Annotated in this window: 14 protein-coding genes and 1 pseudogene; 8 read left to right on the top strand and 7 right to left on the bottom strand. The window is 65.1% G+C overall.

All coding sequences use genetic code 11. The features are described 5' to 3' along the window. Window positions 1-55: 55 nt before the first annotated feature. Window positions 56-973: a sulfite exporter TauE/SafE family protein gene (locus P6U27_RS03595; protein WP_122400682.1), complete on the top strand. Its 918-nt coding sequence runs from the start codon at window positions 56-58 to the stop codon at window positions 971-973. Next, window positions 970-1,740, top strand: a complete 771-nt coding sequence (locus P6U27_RS03590) for a TIGR02186 family protein (RefSeq protein WP_122400681.1) — start codon at window positions 970-972, stop codon at window positions 1,738-1,740. Before P6U27_RS03595 ends, P6U27_RS03590 begins: the two co-directional genes overlap by 4 nt. A gap of 108 nt (window positions 1,741-1,848) precedes the next feature. Here P6U27_RS03590 and P6U27_RS03585 read toward each other — a convergent pair whose 3' ends face one another. Both P6U27_RS03585 and P6U27_RS03580 read right to left on the bottom strand, forming a co-directional pair. Continuing rightward, a complete protein-coding gene (locus P6U27_RS03585) occupies window positions 1,849-2,622 on the bottom strand; it encodes an MBL fold metallo-hydrolase (RefSeq protein ID WP_122400680.1) in 774 nt (257 codons plus the stop codon). A 12-nt stretch (window positions 2,623-2,634) separates the two neighbouring features. Further along, the gene (locus P6U27_RS03580) at window positions 2,635-3,546 is read right to left on the bottom strand and encodes a DMT family transporter (RefSeq protein ID WP_122400679.1); all 912 of its coding nucleotides are present in this window, start codon (window positions 3,544-3,546) and stop codon (window positions 2,635-2,637) included. A gap of 110 nt (window positions 3,547-3,656) precedes the next feature. Here P6U27_RS03580 and P6U27_RS03575 point away from each other — a divergent pair, with 110 nt between their 5' ends. Further along, the gene (locus P6U27_RS03575) at window positions 3,657-4,520 is read left to right on the top strand and encodes a LysR family transcriptional regulator (protein ID WP_162500538.1); all 864 of its coding nucleotides are present in this window, start codon (window positions 3,657-3,659) and stop codon (window positions 4,518-4,520) included. A gap of 21 nt (window positions 4,521-4,541) precedes the next feature. On the opposite strand, the gene P6U27_RS03570 is transcribed toward P6U27_RS03575, so the two are convergent. Beyond that, a complete protein-coding gene (locus P6U27_RS03570; RefSeq protein ID WP_122400677.1) occupies window positions 4,542-4,787 on the bottom strand; it encodes a hypothetical protein in 246 nt (81 codons plus the stop codon). 204 nt (window positions 4,788-4,991) lie between these two features. On the opposite strand from P6U27_RS03570, the gene P6U27_RS03565 reads away from it, so the two are divergent. Next, a complete protein-coding gene (locus tag P6U27_RS03565) occupies window positions 4,992-7,508 on the top strand; it encodes a glycogen/starch/alpha-glucan phosphorylase (RefSeq protein WP_162500092.1) in 2,517 nt (838 codons plus the stop codon). A 237-nt stretch (window positions 7,509-7,745) separates the two neighbouring features. Then, window positions 7,746-8,561, top strand: coding sequence for an acyl-CoA thioesterase II (locus tag P6U27_RS03560; protein ID WP_122400674.1), 816 nt, complete (start codon window positions 7,746-7,748; stop codon window positions 8,559-8,561). Between the two features lie 518 nt (window positions 8,562-9,079). Here P6U27_RS03560 and P6U27_RS03555 read toward each other — a convergent pair. The 4 genes and pseudogenes from P6U27_RS03555 to P6U27_RS03540 all read right to left on the bottom strand — a co-directional run bounded on the left by P6U27_RS03555 (window position 9,080) and on the right by P6U27_RS03540 (window position 15,734). Further along, window positions 9,080-10,245: pseudogene (locus P6U27_RS03555) on the bottom strand (IS110 family transposase). A 174-nt stretch (window positions 10,246-10,419) separates the two neighbouring features. Next, window positions 10,420-12,036, bottom strand: coding sequence for a phosphoenolpyruvate carboxykinase (locus P6U27_RS03550; RefSeq protein WP_122400673.1), 1,617 nt, complete (start codon window positions 12,034-12,036; stop codon window positions 10,420-10,422). Between the two features lie 291 nt (window positions 12,037-12,327). Then, window positions 12,328-14,922, bottom strand: a complete 2,595-nt coding sequence (locus P6U27_RS03545; protein WP_407193683.1) for a CHAT domain-containing tetratricopeptide repeat protein — start codon at window positions 14,920-14,922, stop codon at window positions 12,328-12,330. A 62-nt stretch (window positions 14,923-14,984) separates the two neighbouring features. Further along, complete coding sequence (locus P6U27_RS03540; protein ID WP_122400670.1) at window positions 14,985-15,734, bottom strand: HugZ family protein; 750 nt, start codon at window positions 15,732-15,734, stop codon at window positions 14,985-14,987. Between the two features lie 240 nt (window positions 15,735-15,974). Here P6U27_RS03540 and P6U27_RS03535 point away from each other — a divergent pair, with 240 nt between their 5' ends. The 3 genes from P6U27_RS03535 to P6U27_RS03525 all read left to right on the top strand — a co-directional run bounded on the left by P6U27_RS03535 (window position 15,975) and on the right by P6U27_RS03525 (window position 19,115). Further along, window positions 15,975-16,676, top strand: a complete 702-nt coding sequence (locus tag P6U27_RS03535; RefSeq protein ID WP_008542552.1) for a response regulator transcription factor — start codon at window positions 15,975-15,977, stop codon at window positions 16,674-16,676. A gap of 121 nt (window positions 16,677-16,797) precedes the next feature. Further along, window positions 16,798-18,594: a sensor histidine kinase gene (locus tag P6U27_RS03530; protein WP_122400669.1), complete on the top strand. Its 1,797-nt coding sequence runs from the start codon at window positions 16,798-16,800 to the stop codon at window positions 18,592-18,594. After that, window positions 18,591-19,115, top strand: coding sequence for an HPr kinase/phosphorylase (locus P6U27_RS03525; protein WP_122400668.1), 525 nt, complete (start codon window positions 18,591-18,593; stop codon window positions 19,113-19,115). The genes P6U27_RS03530 and P6U27_RS03525 overlap by 4 nt, the downstream gene beginning before the upstream one ends. Window position 19,116 lies beyond the last annotated feature (1 nt).

The raw sequence follows: 19,116 nt of genomic DNA, 5'->3' as shown, positions 1-19,116 counted from the left end.
CGTCCGGCGAGCATTCCGCGATAATCGATCCGTCTCGCCGGAGCGTGGTCCCTCAATGCAGCTTTACCTCCCGATCGCCGATCTCCCAGTCAACGTCTTCCTCGTGCTGGCGATGGGCGCGGCCGTCGGCTTCGTCTCCGGCATGTTCGGCATCGGCGGCGGCTTTCTGATGACGCCGCTGCTGATCTTCATCGGCATCACGCCGGCGGTGGCGGTCGCTTCCGTGGCGAGCCACATCGCGGCCTCCTCTTTTTCCGGAGCGCTCTCTTACTGGCGGCGGCGCGCGATCGATCCGGCGCTGGCGAGTGTACTGTTATGCGGTGGCGTGACCGGGACGGCGCTCGGCGTGTGGACCTTCACGCAGCTGCGCGCGCTCGGCCAGCTCGATCTGATGATCGCGCTCTCCTACGTCGTGCTGCTCAGCACCGTCGGCAGCCTGATGTTCTCCGAGGGCCTGCGCGCATTGATGCGGACCCGGCGCGGCGCGCTGCCGCCGCGCCGCACGCACAACTGGATCCACGGCCTGCCGCTGAAGATGCGGTTCAAGCGCTCGAAGATCTATCTGTCCGTGATCCCAGTCGTGGTCGTCGGCATCATGATCGGCTTCATCGGCGCCATCATGGGCATCGGCGGCGGCTTCATCCTGGTGCCGATCATGATCTATCTGCTGAGGGTACCGACCTCGACGGTGATCGGGACCTCGATGGTGCTCACGCTGGTGACGATGCTGTTCGCGACCCTGCTGCACGCCGTGACCAATCACCTCGTCGACGCCGTGCTGGCGCTGATCCTGATGGTCGGCGGCGTCACCGGGGCGCAGTTCGGCGCACGCGCCGGCCAGAAGATCCGCGGCGAGCAGCTGCGGCTGCTGCTCGGCCTCTTGATCCTCTCGGTCGGCGTCCGCTTCGCGATCGAGCTGGTGATCCAGCCCTCGGATCTCTTCACCATTCGCGAGCTTGGAGTGAACGGATGATGCGCGCGCTTCTCGCCATCGTTCTCGTCCTGCTGCTCGGCGGCGCCGCGCGGGCCGAGCGGCTGATCGTCTCGGTCTCCAACCACCGCGTCACGGTGACGCCGAACTATTCCGGCGAGGAGCTGGTGCTGTTCGGCTCGGTCGAGAGGGATGCGACGACGCCGGCCGACCGCACGGCTTACGATCTCGTGGTCACCGTGATGGGCCCGCGCGCCGACATGGTGACGCGGCGCAAGGAGCGCACCTTCGGCATCTGGATCAACACCGATTACCGCCAGTTCCTGCAGGTGCCGAGCTATCTCGCGCTGTTCGCCAACCGCCCCTTCGACGCCATCACCTCGCCCGAGATCGCGCGGCGGCAGCAGATCGGGCTCAACAACGTGCTGCTGACGCAGCGGGTCGGCGGCGACTACGCCGACGTCGTGCCGAACGATGCGTTCCGCTCGGCCTTCATCCGCCTGCGCACTCAGGGCGGGCTCTATCGCGAAGATGCGAGCGCAGTGACGTTCCTGACTCCGACGCTGTTCCGCACCGGCATTCCACTGCCGGCGGAGGTGCCGATCGGCACCTATGAGATCGAGATCAAGCTGTTCGCGAACGGTGCCTTCATCGGCAAGACCGAGACCGCATTCGAGATCGTCAAGGTCGGCTTCGAGCAGTTCGTCGCGACCACGGCGCGGCAGAACGGCCTGATCTACGGCCTCGCTACCGCGGCCATGGCGCTGATGACGGGCTGGATGGCGTCGATTGTGTTCAGGAAGGATTAGCCGCACACTCCGTCATTGCGAGCGAAGCGAAGCAATCCAGACTGCCGCCGCGGAAAGACTCTGGATTTGCTTCGTCGCAAGGGCTCCTCGCAATGACGGGTGGCGCGATCACGGCGCCTCGACCACGGTCGGCACGCCCGGCTCCAGCAGGCGCAGCCGGGGTCCGAAGCCGAGCACGTCGAAGGTCTTGCGCAGGTCCTCGCCGTTCTGGCGGAAATGTGCCCAGCCTTCGGTATGCAGCGGCACGATCATCGCATCGGGAAAGGCGCGCGCGGTCTCGATGGTGTCGTTGGTGTCCATGGTGAGATGGAACGGCCCGCGCGTTTGCGCCGCGCCCGCGAAGGGCAGCACCACGCCGCATTTGAAGCGGCGCGCGACCTCGGCGACGCCGTCGAACCAGGTGGTGTCGCCGCTGATATAGACCGGGCGCGTGTCCTTCCGGCTCGATGACACCACGAAACCGATGACGTCGCCCGACAGCGGCTCGATGCCGGCGGGGCCGTGACGCGCGGGCGTCGCGGTGATGGTCAGCGTGTTGCCGTCGCCATCCTCCAGACGCGCGGTCGCCCAGGGCGCAAGGCCCTCGACATGGCCGCCGAGGCGCTTTGCGCCCGCCTCGGTCGTCAGCACGCGCTTGATCTTGAACAGATAGTCGCGGCCGGAATTGTCGAGATTGTCGGAGTGCTGGTCGTGGCTGAGCAGCACCGCATCGACCGGGCCGATCGCGTCAGGCCTCACGGCAGGCCCGATCGTCTTCTCCAGCTTCACATGCGGCAGCTGGTACGCGCCGGGCGCGTCGAAGGTCGGGTCGGTGAGCAGGCGGAAGCCGTCGATCTCGATCAGCGCGGTAGGACCGCCGATCAGGGTGATGGAAACGGGCATGATGAACTCCTGTCATGAGGCGGGCTTTGCCGGCCGCGTCACCAGGTAAATGCCGAGCGCGACCGGAATGATCCCGAGCAGGTCGCGGGCCTCGATATGTTCGCCGAGCACCAGGAAGGCGAACAGCATGCCGAGCGGCGGCATCAGGAAATGATAGGCGCTGGCGGCAGTCGCGCCACACACTTTCAAGAGATGAAACCAGAGCCAGTAAGCGAGAATTGAGCCGCCGAGCACGAGGAAGGCGAAGGCGCCGATCAGGCTCGGCGTATAGTCGATCGCGTCGACATCGGCGAAGGTGAGCGCGATCGGCGTCAGCGCTACGCCTGCAGCCAGGTTCTGCACGCCGTTGCCGATCCACAACGACCCCTTCGGCGCCAGCAGCTTGAACAGGATGGTGCCGGCAACGATCGAGGCGAGCGAAGCCAGCGTGAAGACGATGCCATGCAGGGAATCGGTGCCGACCGACAGGCGATGCCAGACGATCGCCGTCACGCCGATGACGCCGAGCAAGAGGCCGCTCGCCTTGCGCCAGGTCATGCCTTCGCCGAGCAGAAGCGCGGCGAGCGCCGCCGTGAACACCGGATTGGCCGACACGATCAGCCCGCCGAGGCCGGCGGAGACCGATTGCAGCCCGGTGTAGCCGAGCCCGAGATAGAGCGCGTTGTTGGCGATGCCGAGCACCGCGAAGACGGCGGCATCGCGCCATGACAGCGACCAAGCCTCGCCGCGGATCAGCGTCGCACCCAGGATCAAGATGCCCGCGAGCGAGAAACGCGCGGCGAGCAGGATCAACGGCGGGCAATGGGTGACGCCGATCTTGCCGGCGACGAAGGCATAACTCCAGAGCAGACAGAACAGGCCGATGGCAAGCGGCAGCGTATTGAAGCGGCTGCGGGGCGCGGGAAGCGAGGTGGCGAGGGACATGAGGGCATTCTCGGATGTTTTTCTTCTGGCCCTCGATCTAGGGAGGCAGCTTGCCATTTGGAAATTAAATGATTAACTCGATACCAGTGGATTTTCGAATGGAGGCGCCGATGCTCGATCTGGAGCTCCTGCGCAGCTTCGTCTCGGTGGTCGAGGCGGGCGGCTTCACCCGCGCCGGCGCGCGCGTTCACCGCACGCAGTCGACCGTGAGCCAGCAGATCAAGCGGCTGGAGGATGATGTCGGTCAGGTGCTGCTGCACCGTGACGGCAAGGACGTACGCCCGACCGAGGCCGGCGAGCGGCTGCTCTCCTATGCGCGACGGCTGCTCTCGCTCGCCGAGGAGGCGCGCGACGTGCTGCGTCAGCCCGGCGGCGAAGGCGCGATCCGGCTCGGCATTCCCGAGGATTTTGCGGCCTATCGGCTGGCCAAATTGCTGGGCGCGTTCTCGCGCTCGCATCCGGGGTTGCGGCTCGACGTGCGCGCCGACCAGAGCAAGCATCTCGCCCGCGATCTCGAACGCGGCGAGCTCGATCTTGCGCTCTACAAGCGCGAGGCCGGCGCGAAGGACGCGATCGCGGTGTGGCCCGAGCGGGTGCACTGGGTCACCAGCAAGAGCCACCCGGTCGACGTCAACGTGTCGTCGGTGCCGCTGATCGGCTTTCCACTCGGCTGCATCTATCGCGCCGGCGCCATCCATGCGCTGGAAAGCGCGGGCCGCGCCTGGCACACCGCCTACACGTCATCGAGTCTGGCCGGCATCCAGGCCGCGGTCGCCGCCGGCATGGGATTGAGCATCCTGTCGGAGATGGCGATCCAGTCCGATCACCGCGTGCTGACGGCAAAGGATGGCTTTGCACCGATCAACAAGACCGAGGTCGCGCTGATGGCTTCGCCGGATGCGAGCCCGGCAACGCTTCGGCTTGCGGATCGTCTCGCCGAATTTTGCGATGCGGTGCAGAGCAAGGCGGCCTGAATTCGCTGGACGTCAGGGCGCTCACCTGGCCGCGGACATCAGCTTGTCGCCGCACGCATTTGCATAGAACTTGCCGCCGCATTGGCGCTTGATCGCGGCGCAGCGGGCTGCGGGCGACGCATTCTGCGGGACCGTAAAGCCGCAACTGAGGCCGTCGGCGCTGCGAGCGGATCTGCCATCGGCAAACGCCGCGGTGGTGACGCTGATGCAGACGACGAGCAGGGCCGCAGTGGCGAGTTCGATCAGCAGTCGCGTCAGCGGTCTCATGGGGCGTCTCCACACTGATGGCTGAATCTTCCCTAATGTAGCACCGAATCCCGGGTTTCTCCGTGCTCGTCCGGGTTCCCAACTCGGCCCGTTCCTTGCATAAATTTGCGCCAGCGCAGTGCACGACCGCTCGGGCGACAGTTCCGGTGCAAGGGCAGGACGCGTAGATTGGTAAGAGTTCTTTCGACCTAGGAAGTGACGGCTTTGCAAGATCAATCGTTCCAGTCCAGTTTTCCGCCCCCCGGGCAGCCCATCGACGAACTCGCGCTGGCTGAGATCAAGGGCGCGATCCTGGCAAAGCTGCGCCTTGCCGTTGGCAAGGACGCGGGGATGGCGACCAGGCACGACTGGTATCAGGCCGCGGCGCTCGCGCTGCGCGACCGCATCGTGCATCGCTGGCTCACGGCCGAGAAGCAAAGCTACGATGCGGGGCGCAAGCGCGTCTATTATCTCTCGCTCGAATTCCTGATCGGCCGGCTCTTCACCGACGCGCTCAACAACATGGGCCTTCTGAAGATCTTCGAGGTCGCGCTCGGCGATCTCGGCGTGTCGCTGCCGGAGCTGCGCAAATGCGAGCCGGACGCGGCGCTCGGCAATGGCGGCCTCGGCCGGCTCGCCGCCTGCTTCATGGAGAGCATGGCGACGTTGTCGATTCCCGCGATCGGCTACGGCATCCGCTACGATTACGGCCTGTTTCGCCAGATCATCAATCAAGGCTGGCAGCAGGAATATCCGGACGAATGGCTGAGCTTCGGCAACCCCTGGGAATTGCAGCGGCCCGAGGTGATCTATCACGTCCATTTCGGCGGCGGCGTCGAGCACATCGACGACAAGGGCCGCGACCGCGCGATCTGGCACCCGGCCGAGACGGTGCAGGCGATCGCCTACGACACGCCGATCGTCGGCTGGCGCGGCCAGCACGTCAACGCGCTGCGGCTGTGGTCGGCGCGCTCGCCCGATCCGCTCAAGCTCGATGCCTTCAACAAGGGCGATTATGTCAGCGCCAGTGCCGAGCAGGCGCGTGCGGAGGCGATCTGCAAATTCCTCTACCCGAACGACGAGAGCCCGGCGGGCCGCGAGCTGCGGCTGCGCCAGGAATATTTCTTCGTCTCCGCCTCGCTCCAGGACCTGGTGAAGCGGCATCTCGCCTCCGACGGCCAGCTGCGCAGCCTCGCCGGCAAGGTCGCGGTGCAGCTCAACGACACCCATCCGAGCCTTGCCGTCACCGAGCTGATGCGGATCCTCGTCGACCTCCACAATTTCCGCTGGGACGAGGCCTGGAAGATCACGGTCGCCACGCTCTCCTACACCAACCACACGCTGCTGCCGGAGGCACTGGAGACCTGGCCGGTCGAGCTGTTCGAGCAGCTGCTGCCGCGGCATCTCGAGATCATCTACCGCATCAACGTGCAGCATCTGGCGCTCGCCGAGGCGCGCTGCCCCGGCGACATCGACTTCCGCGCCTCGGTCTCGCTGATCGACGAGAAGAGCGGCCGCCGCGTGCGGATGGGCCAGCTCGCCTTCGTCGGCTCGCACCGCATCAACGGCGTCTCGGCGATGCATTCCGACCTGATGCGCGAGACCGTGTTCCACGATCTCAACCATCTCTATCCCGGCCGCATCACCAACAAGACCAACGGCATCACCTTCCGGCGCTGGCTGATGCTGGCGAACCCGAAGCTGACCGAGCTGTTGCGCGAGACCTGCGGCGATGCCGTGCTCGACGATCCGACCCAGCTCAGCCTGATCGAGGCGCGCGCCAGTGACGTCGCGTTCCAGCAGAAATTCCGCAGCGTCAAGCACCACAACAAGACACAGCTCGCCCGCCTGATCGGCGAGCGGCTCGGCATCAAGGTCGATCCCAGCGCACTGTTCGACGTCCAGATCAAGCGCATCCATGAGTACAAGCGCCAGCTGCTCAACGTCGTCGAGACGGTCGCGCTGTACCAGGCGATCAAGGACGACCCCAACGGCAATTGGGTGCCGCGGGTGAAGATCTTCGCCGGCAAGGCGGCGGCAAGCTACCGCTACGCAAAGCTGATCATCAAGCTGATCAACGACGTCGCCGACATCGTCAACAACGATCCCGCGATCGGCGGCAAGCTCAAGGTCGTGTTCCTCCCGGACTACAATGTCAGCCTCGCCGAAGTGATCATTCCCGCGGCCGATTTGTCCGAGCAGATCTCCACCGCCGGCATGGAGGCTTCCGGCACCGGCAACATGAAGCTCGCGCTGAACGGCGCCATCACCATCGGCACGCTCGACGGCGCCAACATCGAGATCCGCGACCATGTCGGCGCGGAGAACATCGCGATCTTCGGCATGGAGGCCGGCGACGTGATGATCCGGCGCAAGCAGGGGCTGGATGCCTCCGACGTGATCCGCAATTCGCCGAAGCTGCAGCGCGCCATCAATGCGATCGGCGCCGGCGAATTCTCGCCCGGCGATCCCGGCCGCTTCGAATCCATCGCGCACGCGCTGCGCTATCTCGACCATTACATGGTCAGCGCCGATTTCGATTCCTATTACGAGGCGCAGCGCGCGGTCGATGCGCGCTGGCTGGTCGCGCCGGCCTGGACGCGCGCCTCCATCCTCAACGTCGCGCGCATGGCCTGGTTCTCCTCGGACCGCACCATCCGCGAATATGCCGAGGAGATCTGGAACGTGCCGGTCAACCCGACCACGCCGCTGCTGCCGGATTTGCGCGACGCCGCGGGCTGATTTTCCGCGGAGCGAAATCCAGCGTTACCTGCGGGGTTATTGCATCCCGCGAAGGGGATGATGATATGACTATCATCATCGCCCAGGGCGGCGTCAGCGATACCGACGCCGTAACCTCGAACACCGTCATTGCGAGCGCAGCAAAGCAATCCAGAAAATGCATCCGCGGCGACAGCCTGGATCGCTTCGTCGCGAGGGCTCCTCGCAATGACGGCGGGGAGACACCGAGGACAAACAATGCACGCCAGACTCCCGCATCCCTTCGACGAGGCCACGCGCATCACCGCGGGTGGCTCGAGCTGGCAGGGACACACCAGCGACGATTACTGGGCCTTTGTCGGCCCGTTCGGCGGCGCGACGGCTGCGACCATTTTGCGCGCACTGATCGACCATCCCGAACGCGCCGGCGATCCGCTCGCCGTCACCGTCAATTATTGCGCGCCGATCGCCAAGGGCCCGTTCGATCTCGACGTGCGGCTGGTCAAAGCCAACCGATCCAGCCAGCACTGGAGCGTCGAGCTCAGCCAGGGCGGCGGCGAGGTCGCAACGCTCGCCACCGCCGTGTTCGCCGAGCGCCGGCCTTCGTGGGAGCACAGGGTGGCGAAATGCCCGGACGCCAAGCCGTTCGAGGAGACCCTGCCATTCCCGAAGATCTCGGCGTCCTGGGCCAACCAGTACGAATTCCGCTTCGTCGAGGGCGAGATGCGGATCGGCCCGCCGCAAGCCGAGCCCGCCAGCACCTATTCGAAGATCTGGATCAGCGACCGCACCCCGCGCAAGCTCGACATGCTGTCGCTGATGTCGATGTCGGACGCCTTCTTCGGCCGCATCTTCCACGCCCGGCGCGAGCTGGTGCCGTTCGGCACGGTGTCGCTGACGACCTATTTCCACACCGATGCCGAGGAACTCGCGACTGAAGACATCACGCGCGTGCTCGCGACGGCGGACGCAAAGATCTTCCACAGGAGCTATGGCGACCAGAACGGCGAGCTGTGGTCGCCGAACGGACGGCTGCTCGCGACCACGACGCAGATCGCGTATTTCAAGGCGTAGGTGCTCCCACGTCATTGCGAGGAGCGTAGCGGCGAAGCAATCGCGGATGGATTTCTGGATTGCTCACATGGGGATTTGGTGTGTCAAGGCGGTTTGTTCAGCTCTTTGTTCGATTGCAGGCCAGCTCTTCGTCCCGACCGTGGAGCACGTAGGATGGCGCGCGCAGATCGAGTCAAGGTCGGCCCGTAGGGCCGTCGCGAAGCGACTTGGCCTTGACTCGAGCGAGCACGCCATCAGGCTTTGGCAGTCGGGGCAGCGGGCGGATAACTCCTTTTCGTCAGGCGATCCAAGGGTCGAGCCGGTTTTTGCAATCTGGTTTGCTTGCCAGATCAAACTCACATTCGGTCGCCGCGCGGCGGCGGCTGCACCAACATTCCGCTTGCGGCGGGCAGGCTCGAGAGGACGAGACCATTCTTCGTTACGGCGTTTGAAGCCATGCAATCCATCGGTTCGTCCACCCGGATCGGCCGAGGCTGATCAATCTCGGCGGATTGGCTTTGAGGCTGAGGAGCGTGGTGTCAGGCGGCGGCCTTTATCTCGGCTCCCTCGATCACCACGCCCGCGGTCACGTACTTCCAGAGGGCCACGAGCAGCTTGCGCGCGAGCGCCACGATCGCGCGCTTGCGGCCGCGTTGGCTGTGCACCTTGAACCACTGGGTCAAAGCCGATTGAGGCTGGTGGCGTACCCAGAGCCAGGCGAGCTGGATCATCGTGGTTCTCAGGCGCGGATTGCCAGCCTTCGACACGCCTTGCTCGCGCTCGATGCCGCCACTGCGCCATGGCGTGGCTGCAAGGCCGGCATAGGATGCAATCTGGCGGCGGTTGGCGAACTGCCGGTAAAAGGCCTCCGACCAGAGAACGGCCGTGAAGTTCGGGCCCAGGCTCTTCAGTTCGAGCAGCATTGCCACCGGGTTCGATACGGTCTTCTCCCCGCCGCCTTGCTCGCGGCCAGCAACGCATCCTGCTCGCGCTCCACCGCCGTGATCTGGTCGAGCAGCAGTTCGAGCCGGTCGAGTTCGCGGCTGATCTGCGCCTTCAGATGCGCCAGCAAGGCGCGCCCGTCGCCCGTCCGCAAGGCCTCCAGCCGCTTCCGCCGGTCTCGCCGCAGCGGCGCGTAGTCGAAGATCCCTTGCGCGAACAGAAGACCCTTGATCCGGTTCACATGCTCGATCCGCTCCGCGATCAAGGTCTCTCGCTCGCGGCACAGCCTACGGCGGTCCTCCTCTGCCGGAGAGGGCGCAACGACCATGGCGCAGACCCGTACCTCGCCGCGCTTGTAGGCCAGCAGCGTCCGCAACAGCGTCTCGCCATCCAGCCGGTCCGTCTTGGCCCGCCGGCGCCGGCGCGGCGTCGCAATCGAGGCCGGATCGACTACGTGGCTCTCGATGCCTTCCTGCTGCAGGGCGCGGTGAAGCCAGAACCCGTCCAGCCCCGCCTCCTGGATCGCGATGAGCGGATAGCTCTCACCCGTTCGCGCCTGCGCCTTGCGCTTCAGCTCCGCAAACAGCTTCAACAGTTCCGAAAGGTCGCCGGCCTTCATGCTGCGTTTGGACATCTTCTCGCCCTTGCAGGGCGACAGCGAAGTGACCAGCCATGTCGAACGGCTCAGTTCCAATGACACAAAAATTGCGCCAAACTGCGTGCGGATAGCGGCCAGTCCGTCGGAAGGATGATCGAGCAACATCGTCGTCTCCAGGTTGAATGGATTCAGCAACCCTCAGTCTGGCCTCAGACCTGGTCGCTATCCACTCCCCATGGAATCTTCGCTCCGCTCGCAATGACGAGTGGAGAGGTCGTGCCCACAAACGAAAAGGGCGGCCTTGCGGCCGCCCTTTTGCATTGACAGAGAGAAGCGAACCTACTCCGCCGCCAGCTTCACGTCGGGCGCGGCGGCGCGCACTTCGGCGTCGACCTGGGCTTCGAACTTGGCGAAGTTCTTCTGGAACATGCCGACCAGTGCGCGGGCGGTCTTGTCGAACTCGTCCTTGTCCTTCCAGGTGTTCACCGGGTTCAGGATCTCGGCCGGCACGCCCGGCAGCGCGGTCGGGACCGCGAAGCCGAAATACTTGTCGGTGCGGAATTCGACGTTGCGAAGCGAACCGTCGAGCGCGGCGGTCAGCAGTGCGCGCGTCACCTTGATCGGCATGCGCGAGCCGACACCATATTTGCCGCCGGTCCACCCCGTGTTGACGAGCCAGCAATCGACATTGTGCTGGGCGATGAGGTCGCGCAGCATGTTGCCGTAGACGGATGGGTCGAGCGGCAGGAAGGGCGAGCCGAAGCAGGTGGAGAATTCCGGCTGCGGCTCGTTGCCGAGGCCGCGCTCGGTGCCGGCGACCTTGGCGGTGTAGCCCGACAGGAAGTGATACATCGCCTGCGCCGGCGACAGCTTTGCGATCGGCGGCAGCACGCCGAAGGCGTCGGCGGCGAGCATCACCACGTTCTTCGGCTGCGGCGCGCGGCCGGTGCGGGAGGCGTTCGGAATGAAGTCGAGCGGATAGGCCGAGCGCGTGTTCTCGGTCTTGGAGCCGTCGTCGAAATCGACCACGCGGGTGTCATCGTCGAGCACGCAGTTCTCGAGCACCGCACCGAAGCGGGTCGATGCCGCATAGATCTCCGGCTCGGCTTCCTTCGAGAGCTTGATGCACTTGGCATAGCAGCCGCCCTCGAAATTGAAGACGCCGTTCGGGCCCCAGCCGTGCTCGTCGTCGCCGATCAGCGTGCGGTTCGGGTCGGCCGACAGCGTGGTCTTGCCGGTGCCTGACAGCCCGAAGAAGATCGCCGTGTCGCCCTTGGAGCCGATATTGGCCGAGCAGTGCATCGGCATCACGCCGCGCTCGGGCAGGTAATAATTCAGCGTGGTGAAGACCGACTTCTTCATCTCGCCGGCATAATAGGACCCGCCGATCAGGACGATCTTGCGGGCGAAATCGATCGCGACGACGTTCTCCGAACGCACGCCGTGGCGTTTGGGATCGGCGCGGAAGCTCGGCATGTCGATGATGGTGAGCTCCGGCACGAAGTTCGACAGCTCGATCGCCTCGGGGCGGATCAGAAGCGTGCGGATGAACAGCGAGTGCCAGGCGAGCTCGGTGAAGACGCGTGTCTTGATCCGGTAGGCCGGGTCGGCGCCGCCATAGAGGTCCTGCGCGAACAGGCGCTTGCCTTCGGCGTGCTTGAGGAAGTCCTGGTAGAGCGTCTCGAACTGCTCGGAGGTGATCGACTGGTTGCCGGCCCACCACATCTTCTTGTCGGTGGTGGCGTCACGCACCGTGAACTTGTCCTTCGGGCTGCGCCCGGTGAACTCGCCCGTGTCGGCGCAGAGCGCGCCGTCAGCGGAGAGCACCGCCTCACCCGCCGAGAGCGAGTATTGATAGAGTTGTGGCGCACCGAGGTTCCAGTGAACCTGCTTGAGGTTCTTTAAGCCGAATTTGTCGGCGCCGAAGGCACCGTTACGCACGCCCGTCTCTTGCACGAAAAGATCCTCCTAGAACCCGCGACACCCAGCGCGACCAAGTTTGGCGCCATCGCGGTCACCGTGATTAATGGGCCGTTCGTTCGGCCTCGGCTGAACGACGTAATACTGATGAACGCTGGCCTTGCCAAGCTGATCCCGCAGGATTTGGTTTATTCAAGGACCGCGCCAAACGTCGCGCATGTCAGCTCTGAGCAAGCGCATCGAAAAAAGTGCGAATGATCGCGCAACCAAATGCGCGTTGGCGCGTTACGTCCCGTTATTGCGACGCACAATCCGTGTAGCAGCTTCCTATCGTACCTCGCCCTCGCCGATCAGCGCGAACGGTGCCCACATCGCGGGATAAGCGTTGCGTGGTGACGAGGCGTCGTCGAGATAAGTCAACATCGCGCGGCGCAAGGCTTCGGCACGACCGATCTTCGGTTCGTTCTTGAGCAGCTCGAACGTCGATGTGGTCAGGCGGGTCGCAGCTTCGGAATCCACGGCCCAATGCGAAACCAGCAGTGCGCGGGCACCTGCGTAGAAGAACGAGCGCGCCAGTCCCGACAGTGCCTCGGCGCCGGGCTTGTCGCCGGCGATGGTGTTGCAGGCGGACAGCACCACCCAATCGGCGTTGAGCTTGAGCTGAGCCACTTCGCTCGCGGTCAGAAGACCGTCGTCGAGCTCCGATGGCTGATCGGGAATCGAGAGCGCGAGCGAGGGTTCACCCAGTCCCTTGACGTCGCCGGCGACGAGGCCGTGGGTGGCAAAGTAGATGATGCCGTATTGGGCAAGCGCTGCACGCTTGAGCGTCGTTTCGCTGGCATCGCGTCCGAGATGAATATCGGCATCAGTGGCGCCGACGTTCCTCGCCACCGCGTTCAGCTCATCGGCAGTATCGGGCAGTTGCGGCAATGCCTGCGCCAGCCGCGCGCGATCGACACCTGCGCCGCGCCAGAAGTCGGCATAGGCAATGGTCGCGACGTTGCGCGCGGCGATCTTGCCGCTGGCGGCGCGCCGGTCGGCAGGCGCTTCGGCTGCAGGGTTGAACACGGGATCGCCGAAACCGGTCATCGGCTTGACCCCTTGGTCCCTGCGGGCAAAGGCGCGCAGCGATTTCAGGCCGATCACCGACGGCAGCACCGAGACGGCCTGAAGCCGCAGCAGCCAGGCGGCATCGCGATAGCCCTCGAGCCGGTCCGGGATCGCAGCCTGCGGCTTCTCCGTGACCAGCAGATGAAACGGCAATGCGGTCAGCGCCGCCGAGGGCACGACCAGCAGGTTGCGCTTGTCCTTCGTCAGCGCCTCGACCGGGCCGAGCAGCGCGACATAGAGCTCGCTCGCGAGCGCGAGATCGAACAGGCCCGATTTGCCGGAAGCGTCGTGCGCCTTGCCGACATCCAGCCCCTTGCGGAAAGCGGCCACCTTCTGCGCCAGCGCATCCGCTCCGAGAGAAATCTCCTTCCAGTCGACGCCCTCGCGCGTGATCGCGACGACATAGCTCTGCTTGTCGACGACGCAATAGATCACCATCGCCTCGTCGGCCGACAGCAGTGGCTGGATGTCCTTCACCGCCAGCGGCAGCGGGTTGGAGAGCGAGGAATAGTCGGGAAACTCGATGGCGAGCGTCTTCTGCAATCCGTCGCGCGCGCTCGCGATCGCCGCGATCCGCGCGCGGCTGCGCTGCTCGGCCGCAACGTCGCGCTGGGCGGATTGCTTCGACACCGCAGCGATGATCGCCTTGTCGAGCGCTTCGGACTCGGCTGCGAGATCCTGATCCTTCCGCACGAGCTCAGCGAGCCGGTCGCTGCCGGCGGCCAGCCGCACCGCGAGCTTGTTCACCGCAGAAGCGGCCGAAGATTGCGTGCCGCGCTGGATCGCACCGAGCGCATCATCGAGTGCCTTGTCGCTCGCCAGCAGCGATTGCTGCCGCGCCGCGAGCAGGATCGGCAGCACGACCCGCAGCTGCGCACGATTGGCAGCGAGCGTCTTCTGCGCGAACGGCAAGGCGTCGGCAGTCCGTCCCGTCGCCTGCAGGAAATAAGCGAGATTGCTCGTCGAGGTCGCGACGTCAGGATGATCTGGTCCGAGTGCACGCTCACGGATCGACAGGGCGCGGCGATAAAGCGGCTCGGCCTCGGCATAGCGCTGCTGGTGCTCGTAGAGCCCGGCGAGATTGTTGAGCGAACGCGCGACATCGGGATGATCTGGCCCGAGCACTTTTTCGCGGATGGCGAGCGAGCGCTTGATCGGCGCTTCGGCATCGGCGTCGCGGTTGAGGTCGCGATCGACCTGACCGATGTTGTTCAGGATGGTCGCAACCGCGGGATGCTCGGGCCCGGCGGCTTTCTGATAGATCGCGAGCGCCCGCTGAAACAGCGGCTCCGCCTCGGCAAAGCGCTCCTGCTTCACATAAAGCGTGGCGAGATTGTTGAGGGCCCGGCCGACATCGGGATGCTCGCGCGACAGGCTCCTTTCGCTGACGGTGAGCGCGCGCTTGAACAACGGCTCGGCTTCAGTGAAGCGGCCCTGCCGCTGATATAGCGCGGCGAGATTGCTCAGCTCGGGTGCGATCAAGGCGGTGTCGAGGCCGAGCGACTTTTCCAACAGCGCGATGGCCCGCTTGTAGATCGGCTCGGCCAGATCGTCGCGACCCTGGCCGGCATAGACCTGGCCGAGATTGTTGAGTGCGGCGGACAATTCGCGGCCGTCATCGCCCTTCTCCAGGCTCGTGACCATCGCCTGCGCGAGCGGAAGCGCTTCCGCATATTTGCCGGCGCTCATGAGCGCATTGATCCGCGCGCCCTGTGCGGCGGGACTGACCTTCTGGGCGAGAGCAGGCGGAGCAAAGGACGTGGTGATGGCGAGTGCCAGGCCCGCGGCCAGTGCCAAACGACGATGCGTCATGAACCCTCTCGCTGCCGACCCGGACCGGTTACGATCTGGGTCGCAGCGATGGGCGGCGGCGTTCAATCTGTTGCGCTCTGGTCCACCTTCATGCGCGCTTCGCCAGCGAGGCGGACCAGCATCTTGCGCAAGCCCGTGCCATCCGTCACCCGCTCCGGGAACTCCAGCCGCAGTGTCGTTCGGCCGTCCTGCATGTCGAGGCCTTCAGGGTCACAGCCGGTGCAGCGCCAATCCCCCGCGGCGCCGCCGAGGAGCTTTGTTGCATAGAGGTTCATGGCATCGCGATGGTCGGCGTTCATGTGCTCCACGGCGCCCTCTTCCGCGGCCAGCAGGTCCTCGGCGCCGGTGAGGTCCGTCAGGAATTGCTCAGGCTTGAGGTCGATGATCCGGCCGAAACCCGCGACCAGATGAGTTCCCGTGGGCCGGATCAGGAAGAAGGAGAAATCCTTAAAGGAAACAAAGCCCTCTGCCGACGGATGGGCACTGAGATACCGTCGCTGGAGCAGATCCTTGTTCGCGGCGGCCTGTTCCGCGCGGCCTGACAGCATGATCCGGGCACCTTCCAGGGGATCGCCGGCCGCGCGCTCGTCCAGCATCAGCGAGACCCGGCTGTCTGCGAGGATGTTCCGGGTGTGCACGGCGAGGCGCGAGATCAGGAGGATCGGCGAGCCATCGGGGTGGCTGGCGAGATTGACCAGGGAACAATAGGGATCGCCGCTGCCGGCCATCAGCGTCGCCAGCGCGCCCTGCCGGGATCGCCTCAGCAGCGATTTGGCGAGCTTTGCGGGGTCGAAATCCGGGGTCGGTTGCATCGGCTTTCTCGGGTCAGGTGGTTGCATGGGGGGCCTTGTTTCGGGTAAACGGGGGCCCGGTTACGGGTCGAGACGCGGCGAATCTGCCGTGTTTCGTGGAACTTGGTCACACTTCAGCCCAGCTTGCATTGCTCGGTGACAAGGTTCGAATGCCGAGTTCGGCACCCATGTATGCGGCGCATCACTGATTGCTCGCCGTTTCAAGCCACGACCCAAACGGAAAGCAGAAAGCAGAGGCTCATGCCCACAATCGCTTTGGTCGACGACGACCGCAACATTCTCACATCCGTCTCGATCGCGCTGGAAGCCGAAGGCTACCGCATCATGACCTACACCGACGGTGCCTCCGCGCTCGACGGTTTTCGCACCACCCAGCCCGATCTTGCCATCCTCGACATCAAGATGCCGCGCATGGACGGCATGGAGACGCTGCGTCGTCTCAGGCAGAAATCGGACCTGCCGGTGATCTTCCTCACCTCCAAGGACGAAGAGATCGACGAGCTGTTCGGCCTCAAGATGGGCGCCGACGACTTCATCCGTAAACCGTTCTCGCAGCGCCTTCTGGTCGAGCGCGTCAAGGCGGTGCTGCGCCGTTCGGCGCCGAAGGACCCGACCGTCGCGCCCAAGGAGAACGACGCCAAGGCGCTCGACCGCGGCCTTTTGCGCATGGATCCGGAACGCCATACCTGCACCTGGAAGAACGAGCCGGTGACGCTGACCGTCACCGAATTCCTGATCCTGCAGGCGCTCGCGACCCGGCCCGGCGTGGTGAAGAGCCGCAACGCGTTGATGGACGCCGCCTATGACGACCAGGTCTATGTCGACGACCGCACCATCGACAGCCACATCAAGCGGCTGCGCAAGAAGTTCAAGGTGGTCGACAACGAGTTCGAGATGATCGAGACGCTTTACGGCGTCGGCTACCGTTTCAAGGAAGCCTGAGGCGGCGGGCGCCCTCCACGACGATCGAGAGAGCATCTCCGGTTCTCGTTCCATCGGGGCCAGGATCGCTCTAGGATGCGGGGGGACCTTCGCACGGCCTGTCCTAACGCGGGCGTAAGCATTGCTTGACCGAACGCAGCCTGACCCAAACCAGAGCGCCGGGGATCTCGTATCCGACGGCGTTCCGGACCACGTCACCGATGATAAGCCGCAGGGCTGGCGGCCGCTGAACTGGCTGAAGCGCGCCGGGCAGTTCTTCTTTGCGCTGTCCTTCTCGAGCCTGACCCGCCGCATCGTCTCGCTCAACCTCGCCGGTCTCGTCGCACTGGTGGCGAGCATCCTGTACCTGTCGCAATTCCGCGCCGGCCTGATCGACGCGCGCGCGCAGAGCCTGCTGGTCCAGGCCGAGATCATCGCCGGCGCGATCGCGGCCTCCGCCACGGTGCAGACCAACGCCATCACCATCGATCCCGACAGGCTGCTCGACCTCAAGCCGGGCGAGACCTATGGCGGCTCGGACGAATATTCGCCGCTGGACTTCCCGATCAATCCGGAGCGCGTGGCGCCGGTGCTGCGCACGCTGATCTCGCCGACCAAGACGCGCGCCCGCATCTACGATCCGAACGGCAGCCTGCTGCTCGACAGCCGCAACCTCGAAAACGTGCTGCGCTACGACCTGCCGCCGCCGGCCGAGAAGCCCGGCATCGTCGAGCGCGGCATGGTCGCGGTGCGTACCTGGCTGAACCGCGGCGATCTGCCGCTCTATCGCGAGCTCGGGCCCGAGAACGGCAACGGCTATGCGGAGGTGGGCGACGCTCTTCAGGGCCAGAAGCGTTCGATGGTGCGGGTCAATGCGCGCGGCGAGGTGATCGTGTCCGTCGCGGTCCCCGTGCTCCGCTCGCGCGCAATCCACGGCGCGCTGATGCTGTCGACGCAAGGTGACGACATCGACCAGATGGTCACGGCCGAGCGTCTCGCGATCCTGAAGGTCGGCGGCGTCGCCGCCGCCGTCATGATCATGCTGTCGCTCTTGCTGGCGAGCACGATCGCCGGGCCCGTGCGCCGGCTCGCCGACAGCGCCGAGCGCGTCCGCCGCCGCATCAAGGCGCGCATCGAGATTCCCGATTTCACCCGCCGCCGCGACGAGATCGGCCACCTCTCCGGCGCGCTGCGCGACATGACCAGCGCGCTCTACAGCCGCATCGAGGCGATCGAGATGTTCGCCGCCGACGTCGCCCATGAATTGAAGAACCCGCTGACCTCGTTGCGCTCGGCGGTCGAGACGCTGCCGCTGGCCCGCAACGAGAGCAGCCGCGCACGCCTGCTCGAGGTGATCGAGCACGACGTCAAGCGGCTCGACCGGCTGATCTCCGACATCTCCGACGCCAGCCGACTCGATGCCGAATTGCAGCGCCAGGACGCCATCCCGGTCGACCTGCGCCGCCTGCTGACGACGCTGGCGTCCGTCGCCAATGAAACCAAGCTCGGCCACGATGTCGCGGTCGAGACGCGCTTCGAGGGCCGCAGCCCGACCGACACTTTCTCCGTGATGGGTCACGATTCTCGGCTCGGGCAAGTGATTTCCAATCTGCTCTCCAATGCACAATCGTTCTCGGAAGCCGGCAGCAAGGTGCGCCTCACCTGCCGCCGCGTGCGCGGCGAGATCGAGATCGTGGTCGACGATGAAGGCCCCGGCATTCGCGACGACGCGCTGGAGCGCATCTTCGAGCGCTTCTACACCGACCGTCCGCATCAGGGCTTTGGCCAGAATTCCGGCCTCGGCCTGTCGATCTCCAAGCAGATCGTCGACGCCCATGGCGGACGCATCTGGGCGGAGAACCGTCCTGGCCCGCTCGATGCCGACGGAGCTCCGACGGTTGCCGGTGCGCGCTTCGTGGTGAGGCTGCCGGCCCTATGAGCGACGGCGGGCCCAGCGTTCACGCCTCCGCCGTCAAGGTCGGGACTTTTGCCGTGCTGATCCGCGGGCCCTCGGGATCCGGCAAGTCGCGCCTTGCCTTCGATTTGATCATGGCAGGCCGGTCGGGCGTTGTGGACAGGGCCGTTCTGGTCGGTGATGACCGTGTCCATCTGGCGACAGTCGGCCATGAAATTGAGGTCCGCCCTGTGCCGGCATTGGCTGGTCTGATCGAGATCCGGGGCTTAGGAATCCGCCGCTGCGACTTCGTGGAGCGTGCGACCATCGGCCTCGTGGTCGATCTGAATGTGGCGGATGCGGAGCGCCTGCCTGCGGCCGAATCCCTGAAAACCAGCATTTCTGGTGTCGAAATACCGCGAATCCCGGTCCCCCGCGACTATTCGCCCCTCCCCTTGGTTGTTGCGGCCTTGACCACTACCAAGAGTTCATCTTCGGTTAACCCTTCTGGCGATTGTTTGAAGGGAAATGGTAACCATATGAAGCCCACTATCGCGACCGAATAGA

It is taken from the genome of Bradyrhizobium sp. STM 3566 (genome assembly GCF_045571445.1).
GTDB lineage: Bacteria > Pseudomonadota > Alphaproteobacteria > Rhizobiales > Xanthobacteraceae > Bradyrhizobium > Bradyrhizobium vignae.
The sequence above is the reverse complement of the archived record's forward strand: the minus strand, read 5'-3'. Positions and strand labels throughout refer to the sequence as shown.

Coding starts and splice junctions, on each gene's coding strand:
- P6U27_RS03595 (WP_122400682.1), top strand. CDS start 56: ATGCAGCTTTACCTCCCGATCGCCGATCTCCCAGTCAACGTCTTCCTC.
- P6U27_RS03590 (WP_122400681.1), top strand. CDS start 970: ATGATGCGCGCGCTTCTCGCCATCGTTCTCGTCCTGCTGCTCGGCGGC.
- P6U27_RS03585 (WP_122400680.1), bottom strand. CDS start 2,622: ATGCCCGTTTCCATCACCCTGATCGGCGGTCCTACCGCGCTGATCGAG.
- P6U27_RS03580 (WP_122400679.1), bottom strand. CDS start 3,546: ATGTCCCTCGCCACCTCGCTTCCCGCGCCCCGCAGCCGCTTCAATACG.
- P6U27_RS03575 (WP_162500538.1), top strand. CDS start 3,657: ATGCTCGATCTGGAGCTCCTGCGCAGCTTCGTCTCGGTGGTCGAGGCG.
- P6U27_RS03570 (WP_122400677.1), bottom strand. CDS start 4,787: ATGAGACCGCTGACGCGACTGCTGATCGAACTCGCCACTGCGGCCCTG.
- P6U27_RS03560 (WP_122400674.1), top strand. CDS start 7,746: ATGCACGCCAGACTCCCGCATCCCTTCGACGAGGCCACGCGCATCACC.
- P6U27_RS03545 (WP_407193683.1), bottom strand. CDS start 14,922: ATGACGCATCGTCGTTTGGCACTGGCCGCGGGCCTGGCACTCGCCATC.
- P6U27_RS03540 (WP_122400670.1), bottom strand. CDS start 15,734: ATGCAACCGACCCCGGATTTCGACCCCGCAAAGCTCGCCAAATCGCTG.
- P6U27_RS03535 (WP_008542552.1), top strand. CDS start 15,975: ATGCCCACAATCGCTTTGGTCGACGACGACCGCAACATTCTCACATCC.
- P6U27_RS03525 (WP_122400668.1), top strand. CDS start 18,591: ATGAGCGACGGCGGGCCCAGCGTTCACGCCTCCGCCGTCAAGGTCGGG.